Annotated in this window: 17 protein-coding genes; 4 read left to right on the forward strand and 13 right to left on the reverse strand. The window is 71.5% G+C overall.

The window, feature by feature from the left end:
• Positions 1-127: 127 nt before the first annotated feature.
• Positions 128-1,300, forward strand: a complete 1,173-nt coding sequence (locus ABZZ22_RS22795; RefSeq protein WP_354936325.1) for an HNH endonuclease — start codon at positions 128-130, stop codon at positions 1,298-1,300.
• 129 nt (positions 1,301-1,429) lie between these two features.
• Here the strand turns inward: ABZZ22_RS22795 and ABZZ22_RS22800 are convergent, their stop codons facing one another.
• From ABZZ22_RS22800 to ABZZ22_RS22855, 12 genes are all read right to left on the reverse strand, one after another.
• Entirely contained in the window at positions 1,430-2,824 is a 1,395-nt protein-coding gene (locus tag ABZZ22_RS22800; RefSeq protein ID WP_354936328.1) for a hypothetical protein, read from the reverse strand.
• Between the two features lie 77 nt (positions 2,825-2,901).
• Positions 2,902-3,459: a DoxX family protein gene (locus tag ABZZ22_RS22805; protein WP_354936331.1), complete on the reverse strand. Its 558-nt coding sequence runs from the start codon at positions 3,457-3,459 to the stop codon at positions 2,902-2,904.
• 73 nt (positions 3,460-3,532) lie between these two features.
• Positions 3,533-5,185 (reverse strand): helix-turn-helix domain-containing protein, encoded by a 1,653-nt coding sequence (locus ABZZ22_RS22810; protein WP_354936334.1) that lies wholly within the window; start codon positions 5,183-5,185, stop codon positions 3,533-3,535.
• A 1-nt stretch (position 5,186) separates the two neighbouring features.
• The gene (gene menC, locus ABZZ22_RS22815; RefSeq protein WP_354936337.1) at positions 5,187-6,332 is read right to left on the reverse strand and encodes an o-succinylbenzoate synthase; all 1,146 of its coding nucleotides are present in this window, start codon (positions 6,330-6,332) and stop codon (positions 5,187-5,189) included.
• Positions 6,329-7,216 carry a GNAT family N-acetyltransferase gene (locus ABZZ22_RS22820; RefSeq protein ID WP_354936340.1) on the reverse strand — a complete coding sequence of 296 codons (888 nt, stop codon included), beginning with the start codon at positions 7,214-7,216 and terminating at the stop codon, positions 6,329-6,331. The genes menC and ABZZ22_RS22820 overlap by 4 nt, the downstream gene beginning before the upstream one ends.
• A complete protein-coding gene (locus ABZZ22_RS22825; RefSeq protein ID WP_354936343.1) occupies positions 7,213-8,349 on the reverse strand; it encodes a M20 family metallopeptidase in 1,137 nt (378 codons plus the stop codon). Before ABZZ22_RS22825 ends, ABZZ22_RS22820 begins: the two co-directional genes overlap by 4 nt.
• Complete coding sequence (locus tag ABZZ22_RS22830; protein ID WP_354936346.1) at positions 8,350-9,735, reverse strand: serine hydrolase domain-containing protein; 1,386 nt, start codon at positions 9,733-9,735, stop codon at positions 8,350-8,352.
• Positions 9,735-10,493, reverse strand: a complete 759-nt coding sequence (locus tag ABZZ22_RS22835) for an ATP-binding cassette domain-containing protein (RefSeq protein ID WP_354936349.1) — start codon at positions 10,491-10,493, stop codon at positions 9,735-9,737. The genes ABZZ22_RS22830 and ABZZ22_RS22835 overlap by 1 nt, the downstream gene beginning before the upstream one ends.
• Entirely contained in the window at positions 10,490-12,343 is a 1,854-nt protein-coding gene (locus ABZZ22_RS22840) for a dipeptide/oligopeptide/nickel ABC transporter permease/ATP-binding protein (RefSeq protein WP_354936352.1), read from the reverse strand. Before ABZZ22_RS22840 ends, ABZZ22_RS22835 begins: the two co-directional genes overlap by 4 nt.
• Entirely contained in the window at positions 12,343-13,344 is a 1,002-nt protein-coding gene (locus tag ABZZ22_RS22845) for an ABC transporter permease (protein WP_354936355.1), read from the reverse strand. The genes ABZZ22_RS22840 and ABZZ22_RS22845 overlap by 1 nt, the downstream gene beginning before the upstream one ends.
• Before the next feature lie 11 nt (positions 13,345-13,355).
• Positions 13,356-14,912 carry an ABC transporter substrate-binding protein gene (locus ABZZ22_RS22850; protein ID WP_354936358.1) on the reverse strand — a complete coding sequence of 519 codons (1,557 nt, stop codon included), beginning with the start codon at positions 14,910-14,912 and terminating at the stop codon, positions 13,356-13,358.
• A gap of 94 nt (positions 14,913-15,006) precedes the next feature.
• Positions 15,007-16,407: a serine hydrolase domain-containing protein gene (locus ABZZ22_RS22855; protein WP_354936361.1), complete on the reverse strand. Its 1,401-nt coding sequence runs from the start codon at positions 16,405-16,407 to the stop codon at positions 15,007-15,009.
• Between the two features lie 118 nt (positions 16,408-16,525).
• Between ABZZ22_RS22855 and ABZZ22_RS22860 the strand changes: the two genes are divergently transcribed.
• Positions 16,526-17,986: an amidohydrolase family protein gene (locus ABZZ22_RS22860; protein ID WP_354936364.1), complete on the forward strand. Its 1,461-nt coding sequence runs from the start codon at positions 16,526-16,528 to the stop codon at positions 17,984-17,986.
• 12 nt (positions 17,987-17,998) lie between these two features.
• Here the strand turns inward: ABZZ22_RS22860 and ABZZ22_RS22865 are convergent, their stop codons facing one another.
• Positions 17,999-18,631 carry a TetR/AcrR family transcriptional regulator gene (locus ABZZ22_RS22865; RefSeq protein ID WP_354936367.1) on the reverse strand — a complete coding sequence of 211 codons (633 nt, stop codon included), beginning with the start codon at positions 18,629-18,631 and terminating at the stop codon, positions 17,999-18,001.
• Positions 18,632-18,770: 139 nt separating this feature from the next.
• Between ABZZ22_RS22865 and ABZZ22_RS22870 the strand changes: the two genes are divergently transcribed.
• Together ABZZ22_RS22870 and ABZZ22_RS22875 are read left to right on the forward strand one after the other, a co-directional pair.
• Complete coding sequence (locus tag ABZZ22_RS22870) at positions 18,771-19,553, forward strand: SDR family oxidoreductase (RefSeq protein ID WP_354936370.1); 783 nt, start codon at positions 18,771-18,773, stop codon at positions 19,551-19,553.
• A gap of 2 nt (positions 19,554-19,555) precedes the next feature.
• Positions 19,556-20,692, forward strand: coding sequence for a DUF5938 domain-containing protein (locus ABZZ22_RS22875; RefSeq protein ID WP_354936373.1), 1,137 nt, complete (start codon positions 19,556-19,558; stop codon positions 20,690-20,692).

A 20,692-nucleotide genomic window follows, 5' to 3' on the forward strand; every position in this document is an offset into this window, starting at 1 on the left:
CTCCAGGTGCGCGACGGCGCGGGCGTCGCCCCAGGAGGCGGAGAAGCCGTAGTGGAGCACCGCCCTCGCCGACCTTCTCGAATCTGCTCTTGGTGCCATCGAAACCTCCCTCGAAGAACTCCTCGCGATGGACCCGACCTACTGGCGCACCAGCCAGAAGAAGGACTACCTGGCCCGGGTGGAGAAGCTCCAAGCTCAACAGGCAGCGTTGACGCTGCGGGTCCTCGCTGTCTCCGGTGACATCGCCGCCGAGACCGGCGACAAGGACGCCTCCGCGTGGATGCGTGCCGAGCTGCTGGTCGACAAAGGCACCGCGCGGACGCAGATCAAGCTCGCCCACGCTGTGACGAAGTACGAGCTGGTCGCAGCCGGCCTCGCCGAGGGTGTCCTCTCCGAGGCGAAGGCCACCGTGATCACCAAAGCCCTCGACAAGGTCGACGCTGACCCGGTCGCCACGAGCGAGGACCTGGTCCTGGCCGAGAAACTGCTGGTCGACTACGCCGACCTCGCCACGGCCAACGAACTCCAGACCGCCGGTGGACGGGTCCTGGCCAAGATCGACCCGGCTCGGTTCGAAGAAGCCGAAGCCAAAGCCCTCCTCGCCGAGGAAGAACGCGCCCAGCAGAAGACCGCGCTGCGTGTGTGGGACAACCACGACGGGACCGTCGGGTTCGAGGGTGTGCTGCCGACATCGATCGGGGTGAGGTTCAAGAAGCAGGTCGAGGCCTGGGCCCAACCGCGTAAGCAGCAGCTGGTGGAGAAGGGTGCACCGTTGCCGCCGTGGGAGCGGATGCTGGGCCAGGGCTTCGCCCGCCTGATCGAGACCATCGACCCGACCGCCCTGCCCAGGCACGGCGGTGACGCGACCGTGGTCAACGTCGTGATCTCGCTCGAGGAGCTCCGCAAGGAGCTCGGAACCGCCACGTTGGGGTTCGACGAGGCCAACGGGACCACCATCACCGCCGCCGAGGCCCGGCGGATGGCGTGCAACGCCACGATCATCCCGTGGGTGCTGGGTGGTGACAGTGAGGTGCTGGACATGGGCCGGGCGAGCAGAGTCTTCGTCCCGATCCAGCGCAAAGCGCTGCGGCTCCAGCAGAAGTGCTGCCAAGCCGAGGGCTGCGACATGCCACCCGAATGGTGCGACGCCCACCATCTAGAACCATGGGCCGCCGGCGGAAGAACGGACCTCAAAGACGGCGTCCTGCTCTGTCCACACCATCACCGCCTGGCGCACAACCCTGCCTACGTTCATGAACGACTACCCGACGGCACCGTCCGTTTCACCCGCCGCACCTGATCCGGGCGGACAGCGTCCTCCCATCGACGTCCGGGGTCCGGCCCGGCTGAAGCCGTACTCGCGCGCCGATGCCCGAACACTGATTGCACATCGCTCCGCCGTCGGCTTCGCCCTGGCTGCGAAGATCCGTCAGGTCCCGGTCGAGGCCGGAGTCCTGGACAGGCCGTCAGCAAGTTCGCTCGTCCGCCTGCGTAGCGCGATCCAGGCTGCGACGACAACGATGAGGAGCATGACCACGTTGTGTGCGTACTTGGGTCCTGCCTCGACATCGCCGATGAGCGGGAAGTAGGTGAAGGCCAGCAAGCCCCGCACGAGCAGGTAGGCAGTGCCGACCGCCGCGGTGTGGCGGATCGTCCATGCACCGCTGCGGGAGGCCAGGAGAACAAAGGCCCCGAGCGTGGCTGTCATCGCGCCTGACAGGGCTAGGCCGAACCATGTCCCGGACAGCAGCTCGGGGACGAGCGCGAGGATCAGCGAGACGACCAGGACCTGCCACGCGGCTGGTCCTCGCGCACCGGTTCGAGCGTGGTCCACGCGCCGATTTTGGCCGATGACAGCGGCGCCGAGCAGCAGGGCGGCGACGACGCCAGCGGTGACGAGCAGCTGGACGGGGCTTCCCGAGCGTGACTCCGGGTCAGTCACGATCATCGCCGCGGCGATGACATAGGCGACCGCGGCCAGGACGGTGCCGATCGGGCCCAGCCACGGCTTCCGGGACCGAGCGGGCGCCCATGCCTCGGCCAGCGCTACCGGCGCGGCGAAGCTGAAGATCACGTGTCCGACGATGAAGGAGTAGGCGTTGTAGCCGCTGAGTCCCATGGACGGGATCAGGGTCGGCTCGCGGTTCTCAGCCCAGCCCTCGTACCCGCCGTAGTCGGCGCTGAACAGGGACTGGTCGATCAGGCCGGCCTGGGCCGTACCCAACGCCGCGAAGACCAGCAGCAGGCTCGGCCAGCCCCAGCCGAGGCGCCGGGCCAGCTCCCGGGCGAGCAATGCGGGCGCTCCGTAGAGGGCGCCGAAGAAGACCAGCGCGAAGGCGATCTTGCCGGGGTCGCCGGTGCTGTCACCGTACGCCGCCAACAGCTCGGCCCCGACGCCGCACAGCACCAGCAGGCCGGTGATCTGAAGGGCCTTGCCCCGATCACCTCGGGGTCCCTCTCCTGCCGTCCCCGCGCGCGAGCGTCGTGTCGCCAACCGTCGGCCCAAGGCGTACGCCGCGACAACCAGCCCCACGACCTGGACCCAGCGTGCGACGGCTACCGGCAGTCCGCGGTCACCGATCAGATCCGACCCGATGCCGGCGCCGACGGAGCCGATCGTCACCACGGTCACCGCGACCAGCCCGAGGATGGCACCGGCAGCGCCACGCAACCACCAGGCGGCCGCCGCGCCGACCAGCAGGATCGGCAAGCCGGGCGGGATCCGGAGCCCGCCGTCAGCTGCCGGCGGGCCGACTACGCCCAGGCCGATCAGGGCGAGCGACGCGACCAGCAGTCCGGCCGGGCCCGACCGTGGAGAGCTCATGGGCCCAGGCTATGAACCCAGGAGCTCGGCCACATCGACCTTCGGTCGCTGCGAACTCGACTTTGGTCGCCGCGGTCTCAGGCTTCCGCCGACGACTCCTCCGTGGCCGGCTCCTCCGCCGACGAGTCCTCCGCGGAAGCACCCTGGCGCCGCGGCCGCCAGAATGCGGCGAGCAGGAGCGCCGTGCCGAGGACACCGCCGCCGAGCGCCACCGCTCCACCGATCCAGCCGTCGTAGACGATGCCGAGGGCCGAGTCGAGCGAGATCGTCCCGGGACCGGTGACGCCGAGGACGACCGCGACGACGGCCAGGATCATCACGTACTCCCAGCCCTCCTTGAAGACGAAGAACCCGTTCGGCCGGTGTGCCAGCAGCGCGGCGACGAGCATCACCCCGACGACACCGGCGGCGGCCAGCGGCGTGATGAGGCCCAGGATCAGCAGCACGCCGGCAACGATCTCGGTCACCACGCTCGTCCACGCCTGCAGGGTGCCGTGGCGCAGGCCGAGGCTCTCGAACCAGCCGGCGGTGCCGGCGATCTTGCCGCCTCCGCGCCAGTGGTTGACGCCGTGAGCGATCATCGTGCCGCCCACGGCAAGACGGAGCAGCATCAGGGCAAGGTCGACGGGGTCCATCAAAGGTTTCCTCGGTGTTGTGGGATTCGAGTTGCCCACCCTAGGCCGTGCCTCGCAAACCGGCGAGGAGGGCTCAGCGCGGCGCCAGGATCCGCAGCTGCAGCATCGCCGCGAAGCGCTGCTCGGGATCGGAGAGGTCCAGGCCGCTGACCTGCTCGAGCCTGCGCAGACGGTAGCGCAGCGTGTTCGGGTGGATGAAGAGGGTCGCGGCTGCGGTGCGTACATCGCCATTGGCGTCCAGCCAGGCGTCCAGGGTCTCGGAGAGGCCGGAATCGTTGCGCTCGTCGTAGTCGAGCAGCCGCGCGATCGGGCCCACAGGGCGCTCGCCGCGCGCGGCCGCGAGGTCGCGGAGCTCGAGGAGCAGCGACTGGGTGTAGACGTCGGAGAGCCGGGCCACCGACCGCGACGCGGTGCCGGGGGCGACGCCGTCGCGGAGCACTCGCAGCGCCCGGTTGGCGGCCTCGCGCGAGGCGACGATCGCGCTGACGTCCGAGGCGACGCCGCCCACGCCGACGACCACGGGCAGCCGGGCGCCCAGGCGCTCGCAGAACTCTCGGGCCAGCCGGGCCGCCCGCTCCTCGGGCTCGGCGCCGTCGCCGGGAAGCGGGACCAGGGCGTACGCGACGCCGCCGACGACCGCGACCGCCGAGGCCGGCACGGCGGCCGAGAGATGCACCGCGAGCGCGTCGGCCGCGCGCTGGAGGCTGCTGGCGCCACCCGGGTCGGGCTCGTGGTCGACCGAGGACTCGTGCCGCAGCGCCAGGGCGAGCACCACCACCGGCCGACCTGCCAGTCCCAGCCGACCCAGCGCATCCCGGGCGCCGGCACCACCTTCGAGCACCGAGCTGACCAGGTCCGTACGCAGCCGCCGCTGCACGTCGGCGCCGGCCCGCACGCGCAGCATGTGGAGGGCGACCAGGCTGGCGGCATCGCGCAGCGCCGCGCTCCGCTCGGGCGTGACCTCGCCGTCCATCGCGGCCCAGATCGAGCCGAGCACCTCGTCTCCGGCACGCACGGCGATCGCGACGCGCTGCTTGCTGATCCTGTCCTCGTCGAGCCGGGCCGGGTCGACGACGACGGGTCGGTTCTCGCGATAGAGCTCGCGGAAGACGCCGAGGTCGGTGAGCATCCGGGCGTAGCGTTCAGGCACCTGGCGGCCGATGACCGTCTCGACCCGGGAGGCGTCGGCCTCGTCCTGACGGCCGGAGAAGGCGAGCACCCGGGAGCTGCGGTCCTCGATCGTCACCGGTGCGTCCAGCAGCGCGCCGATCGCGTTGGCGACCGCGAAGAGGTCACCAGAGGGCAGCCCGCCGAGCGTCTCGGCCTCGGCCGGGCCGATGTCGCCCTCGGCCAGCAGCGAGCGCAACAGCGCGGTCAGCTGTGCCCAGGTCGCGCCGCGACGCAGCCCGAGCAGGGCGATCCGGGCGTCGTCGACCGCGGCGGACAGGTCCGTGGTCGGCACGACGGGTGCACGTACGACCAGCCCGACGGCCCCGCGGCGTCCCACCTCCCGGACGAGCCCGGGCAGCTCGCCCGCCGGCACCCCGACTGCCAGGACCAGCGCTCCGGCAGGGTGGACCGGCTCGTCGTCGGGGTCGTGGATGACCACTCCCCCGATCTCGCCCTCGTGAGCCGGGTCGCCGGCCAGCAGCTCCAGCAGCGAGTCACCCAGATCGTCGAGGACTCGCCCCAGACTCGCTCGCGGACGCTGGCTCACGCCCGGCATCCTAGGACCCTGCCGAGGCGAGCGGGATCCATTCGGTCGACGTGGTGAACGACGCCAGCGCCTCGGGCACCGGGGTGACACCCAGGCCCGGCCGGGTCGGGACGGTCATGTGGCCGTCCTCGATCGTGAGCGGCTCGGTGATGTCGGTGCGGTAGAACCGGTCGGAGGCGGAGATGTCGCCGGGCAGCGTGAACCCCGGCAGCGCCCCGAGCGCGGCGTTGGCCGCGCGGCCCAGGCCGGTCTCGACCATGCCACCGCACCAGACCGCGAGCCCGTGGGCGGCGGCGAGGTCGTGGATGCGTACGGCCTCCAGGTAGCCGCCCACGCGGCCGGGCTTGATGTTGATGATCGAGCAGGCGCCCATGCTGATCGCGGCGGCCGCGGTCTGGGCCGAGACGATTGACTCATCGAGGCAGACCGGCGTACGGATCTGCCGGGCCAGCGTCGCGTGGCCGAGCACGTCCTCCTCCTCCAGCGGCTGCTCGATGAGCAGCAGGTCGAAGGGATCCAGCTTGGCCAGGTGGCGGGTGTCGCGCAGCGTGTAGGCGGTGTTGGCGTCGACCTGCAGCGGGATGTCACCGAACCGCTCCCGCACCGCGGCGACGGGTTCGATGTCCCAGCCCGGCTCGATCTTGAGCTTGATCCGCACGTAGCCGGCATCCAGGTAACCGCCGACCACCTCCAGCAGCTGCGGGACGGAGTCGAAGATGCCGACCGAGACACCGCTCGGCACCCGCTCGTGCACAGCGCCCAGCTCGCGCGCCCAGGAGCGCCCCGCCGCACGCAGCTCCGCGTCGAGCACCGCCATCTCCAGCGCCGCCTTCGCCATCCGGTGTCCCTTGAACGGATGCAGCACCTTCCCGATCGCGTACGCCCCGTGCTGCTCGAGCTCGCCGGGGGCCGCAGCCAGGGCCGGGAGCAGGAACCGGCGGAGCACGTCGGCGGTCGCCTCGACGTACTCGGACGAGTAGAGCGGGTCCGCCATCGCGACGCACTCGCCCCAGCCCTCGCTCTGTGAGGTCACCGCGCGCAGCAGCAGGATGTCGCGCTCGGTCTGGGTGCCGAAGGAGGTCCGGAACGGCGACACCAGCGGCATCGACACCCGGCGCAGCTCGACGCCCTCCAGCCTCATGCCTTCCAGCTTCATTCGGTTCCTTCCGTCGGGGTCGTGCCGACCAGTAGATAGCCCTTGTCGCGGTCGAAGCCGGCCAGCCGGCCCGACTCCAGGCCCCTCAGCAGCTGCTCGCGGACCTTCGTACGCCACGCCCGGGCCTGGGCGGGGTCGGAGATCCGCAGCGCCTCGATGTCACCGGGGATCTCGACCCAGGAGCCGCCGGGCACATCGGCGACCTCGGCCGGGCGGGCGGCGCACGCGGCCGCCACCTCCGGTGAGTCCAGGCGCCAGTGCACCAGGATCCGGTCGCTGGCGTCCTCGGCGTCGTTGATGCCGTCGGCCATGGAGCCGTAGAAGTCCGGGAGGTACTCCGCGCCGCGCGCACCCAGCTTGCTCAGGTTGAAGTAGGCATTGCGGGCCACCAGCGGGTCGTAGGTCCACTCCATCAGCGTGATCCCGCGCTCCAGGCACCACGCCCGCTGGTGCAGCTTGAGCGCGAAGCCGGCGTGCCTGCCGGCCATCGACGGGACCACCCCGGCGATGTGGCTGTGCATCGCCCGGGCCGACGGCACCGAGTGGAACCCGACGCAGACACCGACCATCTCGCCGCCGCTACCGCCAGCCCCGTCAGCCCCGTCAGCCCCGTCAGCCCCGTCAGCCCCGTCAGCCCCGTCAGCCCCGTCAGCCCCGTCAGCCCCGTCAGCCCCGTCAGCACAGTCGAACGCACCGACGACGTAGCCCTCGGCCTTGCGCATCGCGCGCATCAGCTCGGACCCGAGCGGCGGGTTCTCGGGCACTCCCCAGATGCCGGCAAGCACCTGCTCGGCCCGCTGCAGCTCGGCGATGTCGTCGAGCTCACGGACCGTGATCCGGGCGGCCGCAGCGGCCCGAGCGTACGCCCCCCACGCCTCGGTCACGGCCTGCCTCCTGAAGGATCGGCGAGAGGATCAGCGAGCAGCTCGGTCAGCAGCCCGTGGAGCAGGACTGTGCGGTCGACCAGCCGGTCGACCAGGACATGCTCGTCCTCGGCGTGTGCCCCACCACCGACCGCGCCGAGACCGTCGAGCGTCGGCGTGCCGACCCCGGCGGCGAAGTTGCCGTCGGAAGCCCCGCCGACAGCCGCCTGCTCCGGCGCCGGCAGCCCGAGCCGGGCGGCGACCGAGACGGCCCGCTCGAACAGCTCCTTCGACAGCGCCTCCTCCAGCGGTGGCCGGTTGATCCCGCCGTGCACGACCAGCTCGGCGCCCGCCACCACCGGCGTGAGAGCGCGGATCCCGGCGTCGACCCGCTCCTGCTCGGCCCCGCTCCAGGCGCGTACGTCGACCGTGAACCGAGCCGCGCCCGGCACCGTGTTGAGCGTGGTTCCCGCCGTCGCGGACGTCGGCGTCACCGTCGTCCCCGCATCCTGGTCGGAGAGCGCGGCCACCGCCGGCACCTGGTGGGCCAGCTCGAGAGTCGCGTTGACGCCCTTCTCCGGCTCCAGGCCGGCGTGGGCGGCGCGTCCGACGACCTCGATCTCGTACATCGAGGTGCCCTTGCGGACCGTCTTGAGCGCTCCCCCGTCCGCGGAGGCCTCGAGCACGAGCACGGCCGACGCCTCCCGGGCCTCGGCCTCGATCAGCGCGCGTGAGGACGACGAGCCGAGCTCCTCGTCGCCCGTGACCAGGAGACAGACACCGTCGGGTGCGGGCAGCGCGGCGACCGCGTGGAAGGCCATGACCAGCCCGGCGAGCATGTCGAAGCAGCCCGGGCCTCTCAGGACACCGTCGGTGACGGCGTACGGGATCCTCTTCAGGGTGCCGTGCGGCCAGACCGTGTCGTGGTGACCGAGCACCAGAACCTGCGGCCCCGGCCCGAAGCGCCAGCGCAGATGGGTGACCCCGTCGACGACCACGCGCTCCGGCTGGACACCGAGGTGGGCGGCGCCGAGGCGCGCGACGACCTCGGCCGAGCGCGCGACGGCGTTCAGGTCGGAGGACGGTGACTCGCTCTCGACCAGCTCCCGGATGTCGGCCAGAAGCCGGTCGAGATCGATCTGAGGTTGACTCATTCAGGCCTTCTTCGGGGTCGCGCGGGCGCCGAAGTGGAGGTACTCCTCGCCGGTCGGCAACGTATAGAAGCGTACGGGGAAGTAGGCCGAGGACTTGTCGGGCTTGACGGCGAAGAGCGCCTCGGCGACCGGGACCAGCTCGTGCACCTCCGGCTCGGCGGCCCCCTCGATCTCGGCGACGGGCCCGGAGACGGTCGTACGCATCACCGGCTTTCCGTCGAGGACCAGGACCTCCTCCAGCACCGACTCGCGGGAGTACTCGCCGAGGAATGGCGTGATGTCGACCTCGGTCGCGTCGGCGGGGATCTCGAAGCGGTCCGGGAGGCGTACGTCGGCGAGCTCGGCGAAGATCTCCTCGAAGAGGTCCTGGTAGAGCGCGATGGCGCTGGCGACGTTGGTGTTGAGCGAGACCGCGATGCCGGCCTCGGGGAGCAGCCGCAGGAACGCGGCCTGGCCGATGGTGTTGCCGTCGTGGCCGATCGCGCGGGCGCCGTGCCAGTCGCAGCGGAACCAGCCCAGTCCCCAGGAGTCACCGAGCAGGTCCTTCTCCGGGCACTCGACCTGGAAGTCGGCCATCGCCGCCACCGAGTCGGCGGAGAGCACCCGGGTGCCGTCCTTCGCCGTGCCGCCGGCCAGGTGCATCCGGGCGAAGGCGAGCACGTCGGCGGCGGTCGCGGTGATCAGGCCGGCCGGCCCGACCGAGCGCGGCAGCCCCCAGACCGGAGCGGGAGCGATGTCCTCGCCGGCGCCCAGGTGACCCATGGCGTGCGCGTGGACCATCGCCTCCTCCGGCAGGGTGCCGGTGTGGGTGAGCCCGAGCGGGTCGAAGAGCCGCGCCTTCATCGCCTGGTCCCAGGTCTGCCCGGTGACCACCTCGATGACGCGGCCGAGCAGGACGTAGCCGGAGTTGCAGTAGGACCAGGTGGCGCCCAGCGGGTGGTTCTGGGCAGCCTCGCCGAGCCGGGCGACGTACTTCTCCAAGACGTCGTCGCCGCGCCCGGTGTCGGTGAAGACGTCGCCGTCGATGCCGCTGGTGTGGGTGAGCAGGTGATGGATGGTGACCTTCTCGGTGACCTCCGGGTCGCGCAGGTCGAGGTCCTCGATGATCTCCTTGACCGGGGTGTCGAGGGCGAGCCTGCCCTCGTCGACCAGCTGCATCACCACGGTCGCGGTCCAGACCTTGGAGATGGAGCCGATCTGCCAGACCGAGTCGGTCGTGGCGGGCTGACCGGTGCCGAGATGGAGCACTCCGGTGGCGGTGGTGAAGAGCTCGTCCTCGGCGCCGTCGCGGCCGACGCGGAGGATGCCGAGCTGGGCTCCGGGGACGCCGTGCTTCTTCGTCAGGTCGGTGAGCCGGGCCAGCCAGTGGGCGGGATCGATGGTCATCAGGTCTCCTTCTCGGGGGTGTGCGGAGTCCCGCCCGGTACGGCGGCGAGAAGCTCTCGGGTGTAGTCGTGGGTCGGGTTCTCCAGCACGTCGGCGGTCGGCCCGTGCTCGACGATGCGCCCCTGGCTCATCACTGCGACCGTGTCGGCCACGTAGCGCACGACGGCCAGGTTGTGCGAGATGAACAGCATCGAGAGGCCGAGCTCGCGCTGCATCTCCCGGACGAGGTTGAGTACGGCGCCCTGGACCGAGACGTCGAGGGCGGAGGTGATCTCGTCGGCGATGAGCACCTCCGGCTTCCCGGCGAGGGCCCGGGCCAGGGCGACGCGCTGCCGCTGACCGCCGGAGAGGCTGCCCGGTCGCTGGGTGGCACGGCCGGGATCGAGGTGGACCAGGTCCAGGAGCCTGGCGACCTCCATCGTCCGCTCGGCACGCGAGGGCCGTCCGGGCATCGCCTCGGCGATGCTCTCGCCGACGCTCATCCGCGGGTCGAGGGAGGAGTAGGGGTCCTGGAAGACCATCTGGACCCCCGGGCGTCGGGCCCGGGGGCGGCGACCGGCCGGAACCTCGTCGATGACGATCCGACCAGAGCTGACCGGCACCAGCCCGACAGCCGCCTTGGCGAGGGTCGACTTGCCCGACCCGGACTCCCCGACCAGGCCGACGATCGTGCCGTCGGGGACCTCGAGGCTGACCTCGTGGAGCACCTGGGTGCGGCCGAACCGGACGCTGACCTGGTCGAAGACCAACCCGCTCATACCCTCACCTGCTTCTCCAGCTCGACCGGGAGCGGCTCGCCCGCGCGCCAGCACGCGACTCCGCCGACGAGCGCCGGCTCCTCGCTCAGGCACTGGTCGGTGGCGAGCGGGCACCGGTCGGCGTACGCACATCCGGGCGGCACCGCGGCGGGGTCGACCGGCTGGCCGGGGATGGTGGCCAGCGGCTCGTCCAGGGCCGTGGTCATCGACGGGACCGCCGCGACCAGCGCCCGGGTGTAGGGGTGCCGGGCACCGGAGCGGAGGTCGGCTGCGGCGATCTCCTCGACGATCCGGCCGGCGTACATCACCAGCACCCGACCGCAGACCTCGCCGATGACGGAGATGTCGTGAGAGATCAACAGCAGCGCGGTGCCGTGCTCGCGCCGCACGTCCTCCAGGAGCGCCAAGACCTGCTTCTGGACCGTGACGTCGAGGGCCGTCGTCGGCTCGTCGGCGATGATCAGCCGCGGCGCGCCCATCAGGCCCATCCCGATCATGGCGCGCTGGCGCATGCCGCCGGAGAGCTCGAACGGGTAGGCGTGGGCGGCCCGTTCGGGGTCTCGCAGATGCACCGCCCGGAGCCGGTCGACGGCCCGGGCGAACGCGTGGCGCCATCCGAGACCCTGATGGAAGCGGCTCACCTCGGCGAGCTGTCGGCCGACCCGCAAGGCCGGGTTGAGCGAGGTCATCGGGTCCTGGAACACCACCGCGAGCGAGGTGCCGAGCAGGTCGTCATGATTCCCGCCGTCGTTCAGGTCGGTGCCGCAGAAGGTGACCTCGCCGGTGACCCGGCCGGGCTCCTCCACGAGCTGCGCGATCGCGAGCGCGGTCAGGGACTTGCCGGACCCGGACTCTCCCACGATCCCCACGGCCTCGCCGGCCCGCAGCGACAGGGACACCCCGCGGACGGGGGTCACCGGGGCTGACGGAGCGGGGAAGGCGACAGCGAGGTCACGTACGTCGAGCACCATGTCCTCAGCGGGCGCGGGTGCCTTCGGGAGGCCCGAGCGGACCGGCACCGACCAGGCCCGAGGCCCGACGACCGGGGTGATGCCGAGCGCCCCGGCGATCGCCTCCCCGGTGAGGTTGAAGGCCAGTCCGGCGATGACGACCGCGATGCCCGGAGCCAGGGCCGCGAGCGGGTGGACGTAGATCCCGGCCAGGCCGTCCTGCATCAGCCGCCCCCAGTCGTAGGCGGGCGCCTGGACGCCGAGACCGAGGAAGGAGAGCCCGGCGAAGGCGAGCAGCGCGCCGCCGGCACCGATGGTGGCGTTGACGACGAGCGGCTCGGAGACGTTGGGCAGCACGTGCCGCCACAGGATCCGGAGCCGGCCGACGCCCGCGATCCGCGCCGCCGCGACGTAGTCGCGGGAGGCGATGCCCGCGATCAGCGTCTGGCAGAGCCGGGCGAAGGTGGGCGCGCCGGCGAACCCGATCGCCAGCACCGCGCCGCGGGCCCCGACCCCGAAGACGGTGGCCAGGCAGAGGACCAGGAGCAGCCCGGGGAAGGCGACCAGGATGTTGACCAGCGCCGTCACCGGTCGCCCGAGGCGCGGCCCGAGCAGCCACGGCAGCGAGCCGAGCACCAGCCCGACGCTCACCGCGATCGCCGTCGCCAGCAGCGCCAGGCTGATCGAGAGCCTGGTGGCGACCAGCACCCGCAGAAACAGGTCGCGGCCGAGGTTGTCGGTGCCGGCCCAGTGCTCCGCCGACGGCCCGGCGAGCAGCTGATCGGTGTCGACGACAGCCGCCCGGTCGCCGATCAGCACCGGAGCCAGGACGGCCAGCAGCAGCACCAGAGCGAGCAGTGCCGCGCCGACGGCACCTACCGGCGTACGCAACGCCCTCATCACGCCTCCCCGATCGTCGAGCGAGGGTCGAGGAGTGCGAGGGCGACGTCGACGAGCGTGTTGACCACCAGCACGATGACGCCGTAGACGAGCACCGTGCCCTGGACGACCGGATAGTCCTTGGTGACGATCGACTGGACGATCGTGCTCCCCAGCCCCGGCCAGGCGAAGACGTTCTCGACCAGCACCGTGCCCGCGACCATGGCGGCCAGCAGCATCCCGCCGAGGGTCAGTGTCGCGGTGACCGCGTTCGGCAGCGCGTGGACCAGGTGGATCCGGCGCGCCGGGAGCCGTTTGGCACGTGCGGTGCGGACGTAGTCGGACTCCAGCACCGCGATCATCTCGACGCGTACGATCCGGGCGAGCACCGCCGCCGGGCCGATCGAGAGGGCGAGGACCGGCAGCACATAGGAGGCAGCACCGTCCGCCCGGCCCGCGACCGGGAACCAGCCCAGACCCACCGCGAAGACCGCGACCAGGATCACGCCGACCAGGAAGTCGGGGATGGAGCCGAGCACGACGCTGGTGGAGGAGAACCCCAGCGCCGTACGCTGCCGGCGCCCGCGCCGGGTCGCGACCGCCACGGCGACACCGAGCGGGATGGCGACCAGGAGGGCGAGCGCGAAGGCCAGCAGCCCGAGCGAGACGGTGGCGCCGAGCCGCCGGCCGATGGTCTCGCCGACCGGCAGCTGGGTCTGGATCGACTCCCCGAGATCACCGCGGAAGAGGCCGCCGAGGTGGTGCAGGTACTGCATCAGCAGCGGGTCGTCGAGGCCGAGCTCGTGCCGGCGCGTCTCGACGAGCTCCGCCGGCGCCGTCATCCCGAGCGCGGCGCGCACCGGGTCGCCCGGCACCAGGTGGATCATCAGGAACGCCGCGGTGACCAGCACGAACAGTGACACCAGCAGCCGACCGCCACGGCGCAGGGCGAACCGGGTCCACCGTCCGCCGAGCCCGAGACCCGGCCCGGGGCGGGAGGCCGTCGGTGCCGCGTCCGCCATCAGCCCCTCCCTCAACCCAGCATCCGGATGCTGGTCGGCACCACGTTGCCCACGACCTCGAGCTCGGCGCCCTGGGAGTAGAACGGCAGCAGGTTGTTGGCGAACGGCACCACGTCGTGGGCCTCGAACAGGCTCGCCTCCGCGGCCAGCCAGTCCGCGCAGCCCTCGGCGCCGTTCTTGCTCATCGCCGTCTTCACCGCCGCGTCGTAGTCGAGGTTGGCGATGCCGGCAAAGTTGTTCCCGCCCTCGGCAGGTCCCGGCCCGGAGAGGAACGGAACGATCTGGTCGGGGGTGTGGACATTGATCGGCACCCAGGCGACGTCCCAGTCACCGGTGCCGAAGATGGCGGCCTGGATCGCGGTCTGGTCCAGGGACTTGGCGGTGGCGTCGACACCCACCTTCTTCCAGGCGGCGACGGCCAGCTCGGCCGCGGCGGTCCCGGCCGCGCCGATCGAGGAGTCGTGGAGGACGGTGACCGCCAGCGGCTTCCCGTCCTTGGTCCGGACCCCGTCCGCCCCCGCTGCCCAGCCTGCCTCGTCGAGCGCCTTCTCGGCGGCGGCGACGTCGTTGTCGTCGACGTTGCCCTCGACCGAGGACCCGGTGCAGCCGACCGGTGCGACGACGGCGAGCTGGGTGGCCGGACCGCCCTGGCCAGCAGTGATCACCTTCTGCAGCTCGGCCAGGTCGAGCGCCTGGGTCAGCGCCGCGCGCACCGCGGGGTCGGCCGTCGCGTGGCCCTCGGCGTGGTTGTACCACTGCTCACCGACCACAGCCTGCGCGTCGACCCGGCTGACCTTCGCGGCGTCGAGCCGGACCGCCTCTTGCCCGGAGACCGAGGCGGCGTTCAGCTCTCCGGAGATCAGCTGGTTGGCCGCGGTGGTGTTGTTGCCGACGACCTTGGCCTCGATCGTGGCCGGGGTGCCCTTGGCCGACGTCTTCGCGCCGTCGGGGCCCCATGCGTAGCCCTCGCGGACCTCGTAGACGTAGCGGTCGCCTGGGACGGCTTCGGTCAGCGTGTAGGGACCGGTGCCCGCGGTCCCCGCCTTCAGGCTCGCCCTGTCCTTCAGGCCGCTGTCGCAGACCATCGGGAGGTGGGCGAACGATGCGAGCACGAATGGGGCAGGAGCGGCGAGGGTGACCGTGACGGTCTGCCCAGACGCCTTCGCGGTGGCGCCGGCAGGGATGAACACGCCCAGGAACGGGCTCTGGTTCTTCGGGTCCTCGACATAGCTGATGTTGTCGGCGACGGTCTGGGCCGTGAACTCGGCCCCGTCCGAGCAGGTCACGCCCTCCTTGATGTCGAAGGTGACGGTGGTGCCGTCCACGCTCCACTTCTCCGCGAGCTGCGAGGACACCTCGCCCTCGGCGTCGACGCTGACCAGGGAGTCGTACGCGAACCTGGTCAGCTGGAGCAGCGTGCCGCCCACGCCGCCCTGCGGGTCGAGGGCACCGGGGTCTGCGGCGAGAGCCATCGTGAAGGCCTGGCCGTCGGCGTACGCCTTCGCCTCGCTGCCGCCCGAGCCGGAGCCGCACGCGGCCAGGCCGGCGGTGGCCAGGGACAGGGTCATTGCCAGGAGAGCTGGTCTCCGGAGGGCTGATCGGGAGCGGTGCGGCTTCATGGGGCGTACCTCTTCTTGTGCAGCTGCTCGGGCAGGGGGATGGTCAGTCGGCGCGCGCGACCACGCGGCCGTAGTGGACGTACTTCGCCTTGCCGTCCACCTCGCCGATGAAGGCGAAGACGACATGGATGCCACGGACGGGCTCGACGGTGATGAAGGAGTCGCCGTCGAGGTGGACGAGGGAGAACCGCATCGGCTGCTCGCCGATCTCGGCGATGACGTCCTTGGGGATGCGGTCGAGGACGAGCCCGCCGGTGCCGTCCTCGGTGACCTCGATGTCGTAGATCGTGTCCGCGTAGCGCCCCAGGAACCGGCCGACGTCGACCGTGGCCGGGGCGGCCGGCGGCGTGGGCCGGTCGGGAAGACGTACGCCGCCGAGCTCATCGAGCAGGCGCGCGACGGTCGCGTTGAAGAGCCCGAAGACCTCGCCGCCGTTGGTGAGCAGCGCGACGGCCAGCCCCTGCTCCGGCACGACCCGGAGGAAGGCGGCCTGGCCGATGGTGCCGCCGTCATGGGCGACCACGGTGCCTTGCGGGGTGTCGAAGAGCTCCCAGCCCAGACCCCAGGCGTCGCCCATCCCGGAGAGCAGCGGCAGATCGACCTGGCGTTCCCGCATCGCCTCGACCGCCGCCACGGAGAGCACCTGGGTCCCGTCCGGTGCCGCGCCCCGGTTCAGGTGCATCCGCACGAACCCGAGCAGGTCGCCCGCGGTCATCGCGAGCATCGAGCCGGCCGGCGCGTTGGAGCGGGCCAGCGCCCAGGTGGGCGCCGCCTCCGGGGCGCCGTCCGCGCCCGGCATGTGGCCGGTGGCGGCACGGCGCAGGATCGCCTCGTAGGGGCTCGGGGAGACGCTCGCGAGGCCGAGCGGCGTCGCGATCCGGTCGAGGAGCACCTGGTCGTAGGGCTGGCCACGGAGCACCTCGACCAGCCGACCGAGCACGACGAAGCCGGTGTTGTTGTAGGAAAACGTCTCGCCGGGCGCGAACAGTTGCGGAAGGTCGCTCAGGGTGGCGACGTAGCGCTCGACCGCGTCCTCGCCGCGACCGGTGTCGGTGAAGATGTCGCCCTCGAAGCCGGCGGTGTGGCAGAGCAGCTGCCGGGTCGTGATCACCTCGCCCGCCGCCCGGTCCCCGATGAGGAGCTCGGGCAGGTAGTCGCGCACCGGCCGGTCCAGGTCGAGGAGCCCCTCGTCAACCAGCTGCATCACCAGCGTCGTGGTCCAGACCTTGGTGATCGAGCCGATCTGGAAGACGGTCTCGGTGTCGACCTCGACCCCGGTGGCCAGGCTGGTCGTGCCCGCGGCGGCAGTGATCACCTGGTCGCCGGCGAGCACGGCGATCGAGGCGCCGGGCACACCGTGCTCGGCGACGAGGTCGGCGAAGCTCTCCTGCAGGAACCGGGCGCCATCCGAATGGGTCCGCGGGCGGGTCTGGTCGTGGGGCATGCTGAAACGGTAGGGAGTCGCAGGGGTGTCGGTGTTCGTCCCATCGGACAGTCGAGCGGCCGTGCTGCTGTCCGATCGCACAATGGCCCGCGGTGGCCGGCGACGGTTGGATGGCCGTGTGCTGATTCTCCGCGGAGGCCTGGTGGCCGACCCCCGAACAGGGACAGAGCAGGTGGCCGACGTCGCCGTCTCCGACGGGTCCGTGGTGGCCGTCGGGAGCGTGCCCGAGGACCCGACGGCCGAGGTGATCGACGTGTCCGGGCTCGTCGTCGGCCCGGGCTTCGTCGACCTGCACAGCCACGTCCACTCGATCGCCGGGCAGCGGCTCCAGGCGATGGACGGCGTCACGACCACCCTCGACCTGGAGGCGGGGCTGCTCCCCATCGAGCTCGCCTACGCCCGGGCCGCGGCCGACGGCCGGGTGCTCCACTACGGCTTCTCCGCCTCCTGGGGCGACGCCCGCGCCGTCGCGCACCTGGGGATGGCACCGGAGGCCGACCTGGGGGCCTCGTTGGCCATGCTCGGTGACCCGGCCTGGCAGCGTACGTCCTCGGCCGCGGAGCGGCGGGCGTGGCTCGACCTGCTCGAGTCGGAGCTGGCCGCGGGGGCGCTCGGGATCGGCGTGCTGATGGGCTATGCCCCACGATCGGACCCCGCCGAGTTCCTCGACGTCGCCCGGCTGGCCGCCGCCACCGGCACCGCCACCTTCACCCATGTACGCGAGATCGTCGAGGCCGACCCGACCACCCCGGTCGACGGAGCCGAGGAGATCACCCGCGCCGCCGCCGAGACGGGCGCGCGGATGCACCACTGCCACGTCAACAGCACCTCCCGACGTCACGTCGACCGCGTCCTCGGCCTGCTGGAGAGCTCGCGCACGGCCGGGTCGGACGTCACCGTCGAGGCCTATCCGTACGGCGCCGGCTCCACCGCGATCGGCGCGTTCTTCCTCGCGCCCGAGCGGCTCGGCGCCTGGGGTCTGGTGCCGTCCTCGATCACGATGGTGAGCACCGGAGAGCGGATCGCCTCGGTCTCGCGCCTGGCCGAGCTGCGCACCACGGACCCTGGAGCCGTCTGCGTGGTCCACTTCCTCGATGAGGACTCCCCCGCCGACAACGCGATGCTCCAGCGCGCCCTCGCCTTCCCGGACGCGATCGTGGCCAGCGACGCCATGCAGGTCGAGTGGCCCGGCGGCGTCGTAGACACCCGCGAATGGCCGCTGCCGCCGGGCGGTCAGACCCACCCCCGAACCGCCGGCACCTATGCCCGCTCGCTGCGCCGCATGGTTCGCGAGACCGGTGCCTGGACCTGGCCGGAGGCCTTCCGGCGCTGCGCCTACCTCCCGGCCCGGGTGCTCGCGCCGTTCACCCCCGCGATGCGCACCAAGGGTTATCTGGCTCCCGGCACCGACGCCGACATCGTCGTCCTCTCCCCCGACCGGATCACCGACCGGGCCACCTATCTGGATCCGACCCGGCCCTCGACCGGCGTCGTCCATCTCCTCGTCGACGGCACCTTCGTCGTCCGCGACGGTGACCTCGACGCCACCGCCTATCCCGGCCGGCCCGTGCGGCGCTGACGCCCGGTCGGGCTATGCCCTCGGCGCCAGCAGCATCGGCATCAGCTCGACCACCCGGGCCCGCAGGTCCTCCAGGACACCGTCACGACCGTTGAGGTAGCCGAGCAGAGCCTGCTGGAAGATGCCGTCGAACATCCCGTATGCCACCGGCGAGGCGATCGCGGGCTCGACCCCGGCGAGCTCCGCATAACGGCCCAGAACCCGGGCGATCATGTCCTCCAGGCTCTGGTCGATCTGGGCGACCGCCTCGCGCAGGCTCTCCTCGAACATCGACTGCGAACGCAGGTCGTACCAGAGCCGGTGCATCGGGGCTTCCTCGACGATCGTCTCGACGAGCTTGTCGCCGAACCGCTCGGCCAGATCCTCCGGTGAGGTGGCCTCGGCCACGACGCCGTCGTAGCGGTGCACGCAGGTCTGCTTGTAGTAGCGCACGCAGTAGACGATCAGCTCGAGCTTGTCGTTGAAGTAGTAGTGCACGACGCCGTGGCTGAACTCGGAGTTGTTGGCGATCTCGCGCAGGCTGGCCCGCGCGTAGCCCAGCTCCCCCAACGTACGCAGCGCCGACTCGGCGAGGGCCTTACGGCGTTCGTCGTGCTTGTCGGCGGGCGTGCGGCGAGACGCCTTCGGGGCGGCGACCTGGGTCATGGACCGCAACGATACCCCCTCCGGCGCCCGCCTCGGGCGGACCTGACCCATTTTCTGGTCAACTGTCAAAATAAATCTTGACACTCGTCAAGATTCGCGATTGTCTGTGAGTCACATCACAGCGACGAAGGAGTCACAGATGACCGATCTGAGCGGACGGACAGCGCTCGTCACCGGAGGGGCCCAGGGCCTCGGCGAAGGGATGGCACGCGCCCTCGCCGCGGCCGGTGCGAAGGTCACCGTCGCAGACCTCAAGGACGACCAGGGCGCCAAGGTGGCCGAGTCGATCGGCGGCACCTTCGTGCACCTCGACGTCACCGACGACTCCTCCTGGGAGGCGGCCGTGGCCGCCGCGGTCGACGGCCTCGGTGGGCTCGACATCCTGGTGAACAACGCCGGGGTGGAGATCACCAGCCTGATCACCGATCTCGACCCGGCCGATGTGCGGAAGATGCTGGAGGTCAACGTGCTCGGCACGGCCCTCGGCCTCAAGCACGGTCTGCGTACGATGCGGCCCGACGGCGCCGCCGGCAACGGCGGTGTGATCCTCAACGTCGCCTCGGTCGCCGCCACGATCGCGTTCCCCGGCATCTCGGTCTACTCCGCCACCAAGAGCGCCGTGGACCGGCTGACCCGGGTGGCGGCGATGGAGAGCGGCAAGCTCGGCTACGGCGTCCGCGTCAACTGCCTCTACCCCGGCCTGGTGCCGACCGAGATGGGCGCCGGGCTGGCCAACGACGTCGCCCAGCTCGGGCTCTTCGAGTCCGCAGAGGCCGCCGTCGGCGGGGTCGTCGAGCTGACGCCGTCGGGTCGCCTCGGCACCGTCGAGGACATGGCCAACGCGGTCGTCTTCCTGGCCTCCGACCAGGCGGCCTTCGTCAACGGCGTCGGCCTCGCGGTCGACGGTGGAATGGGGATGTGAGCATGAGCATGGAGAAGAAGCCCGTCGTCGTCTACGGCGCCTCCGGCTACACCGGCCGGCTGGTCTGCGAATACCTGCGGGAGCTCGGTGTGCCGTTCGTTGCCGCCGGGCGCTCCAAGGACAAGCTGGTCGCCTCCATGGCCGCCAACGTGCCCGGCATCGAGACCGCCGACTACGAGATCGCCGAGGTCGAGCACTCCGTCGAGGCGCTCACCGAGCTGTTCACCGGCGCGAAGGTCGTCCTCAACACCGTCGGCCCGTTCTCCCAGTACGGACCCGCCGTCGTGGAGGCCGCGCTGGCCGCGGGGATCCACTACACCGACACCACCGGCGAGCAGGACTGGCTGATCACCTGCGACGAGACGTACGGCGCCGACTTCGCGGACGCGGGGCTGCTCCTCGCGCCGGGGATCGCGCAGATGTACACCACCGGCGAGATCGCCGCCGAGATCTGCCTCGAGCAGCCCGGCCTCGACACCCTCGACATCGCCGTCTTCTGGGGCGGCTCCCCCACGATCGCCTCGACCCGCACGATCCTGGTCAACGCGGCCACCTCCACGGCGCACTACCTGGAGCAGAACGCGTATGTCGAGTTCGACCCGACCGCCGGGCTGGTCCCGCTCGTGGTCCCAGGCCAGCACGAGCTCGCGCTGTCCTTGCCGTGGGGCGGCACCTCGCACCCCGTCTGGTACCGCCGCGACCCGAAGGTGGCCAGCTGCAAGGCCCAGGGCGGTGTCTTCAACGCCGCGCTGATGAACGGAGTGCCGCAGATCGTCGCCGCTGCTCTGGAGGCGACCAAGGACATGGACGCCGAGCAGCGCGACGAGGCGCTGACCGCCACGGCGGCCCAGGTGATGAACGAGATGCCGCCGAGGGAGAACCCGCGGCTGAACAAGTCGCTCGACTCGGTGCACGCCTCCGGCCCGCTCGGCCGCGCGCACTGCGTCATCCACGGGAACCAGAACTACAAGCAGACGGGGCTGCTGCAGGCGTACGCCGCCTATTCGCTGCTGCAGCAGCCGCCGCGCCGGGTCGGCTTCGCCTCGGGATGCCAGGCGTTCGGCCACCGGGAGCTGCTCGGTCAGCTGCAGGCGTTCGGACTGGTCGCGGAGCCGGTCGTCACCCGGCAGCGCAGCTGA

This window comes from Nocardioides sp. NPDC006273 (assembly GCF_040613495.1).
GTDB lineage: Bacteria > Actinomycetota > Actinomycetes > Propionibacteriales > Nocardioidaceae > Nocardioides.

Excerpts from the sequence above, each read along its gene's own strand:
- ABZZ22_RS22795 (WP_354936325.1), top strand. The coding sequence starts at position 128 with ATGGACCCGACCTACTGGCGCACCAGCCAGAAGAAGGACTACCTGGCC.
- ABZZ22_RS22800 (WP_354936328.1), bottom strand. The coding sequence starts at position 2,824 with ATGAGCTCTCCACGGTCGGGCCCGGCCGGACTGCTGGTCGCGTCGCTC.
- ABZZ22_RS22805 (WP_354936331.1), bottom strand. The coding sequence starts at position 3,459 with ATGGACCCCGTCGACCTTGCCCTGATGCTGCTCCGTCTTGCCGTGGGC.
- ABZZ22_RS22810 (WP_354936334.1), bottom strand. The coding sequence starts at position 5,185 with ATGCCGGGCGTGAGCCAGCGTCCGCGAGCGAGTCTGGGGCGAGTCCTC.
- menC (WP_354936337.1), bottom strand. The coding sequence starts at position 6,332 with ATGAAGCTGGAAGGCATGAGGCTGGAGGGCGTCGAGCTGCGCCGGGTG.
- ABZZ22_RS22825 (WP_354936343.1), bottom strand. The coding sequence starts at position 8,349 with ATGAGTCAACCTCAGATCGATCTCGACCGGCTTCTGGCCGACATCCGG.
- ABZZ22_RS22830 (WP_354936346.1), bottom strand. The coding sequence starts at position 9,735 with ATGACCATCGATCCCGCCCACTGGCTGGCCCGGCTCACCGACCTGACG.
- ABZZ22_RS22835 (WP_354936349.1), bottom strand. The coding sequence starts at position 10,493 with ATGAGCGGGTTGGTCTTCGACCAGGTCAGCGTCCGGTTCGGCCGCACC.
- ABZZ22_RS22840 (WP_354936352.1), bottom strand. The coding sequence starts at position 12,343 with ATGAGGGCGTTGCGTACGCCGGTAGGTGCCGTCGGCGCGGCACTGCTC.
- ABZZ22_RS22845 (WP_354936355.1), bottom strand. The coding sequence starts at position 13,344 with ATGGCGGACGCGGCACCGACGGCCTCCCGCCCCGGGCCGGGTCTCGGG.
- ABZZ22_RS22850 (WP_354936358.1), bottom strand. The coding sequence starts at position 14,912 with ATGACCCTGTCCCTGGCCACCGCCGGCCTGGCCGCGTGCGGCTCCGGC.
- ABZZ22_RS22855 (WP_354936361.1), bottom strand. The coding sequence starts at position 16,407 with ATGCCCCACGACCAGACCCGCCCGCGGACCCATTCGGATGGCGCCCGG.
- ABZZ22_RS22865 (WP_354936367.1), bottom strand. The coding sequence starts at position 18,631 with ATGACCCAGGTCGCCGCCCCGAAGGCGTCTCGCCGCACGCCCGCCGAC.
- ABZZ22_RS22870 (WP_354936370.1), top strand. The coding sequence starts at position 18,771 with ATGACCGATCTGAGCGGACGGACAGCGCTCGTCACCGGAGGGGCCCAG.
- ABZZ22_RS22875 (WP_354936373.1), top strand. The coding sequence starts at position 19,556 with ATGAGCATGGAGAAGAAGCCCGTCGTCGTCTACGGCGCCTCCGGCTAC.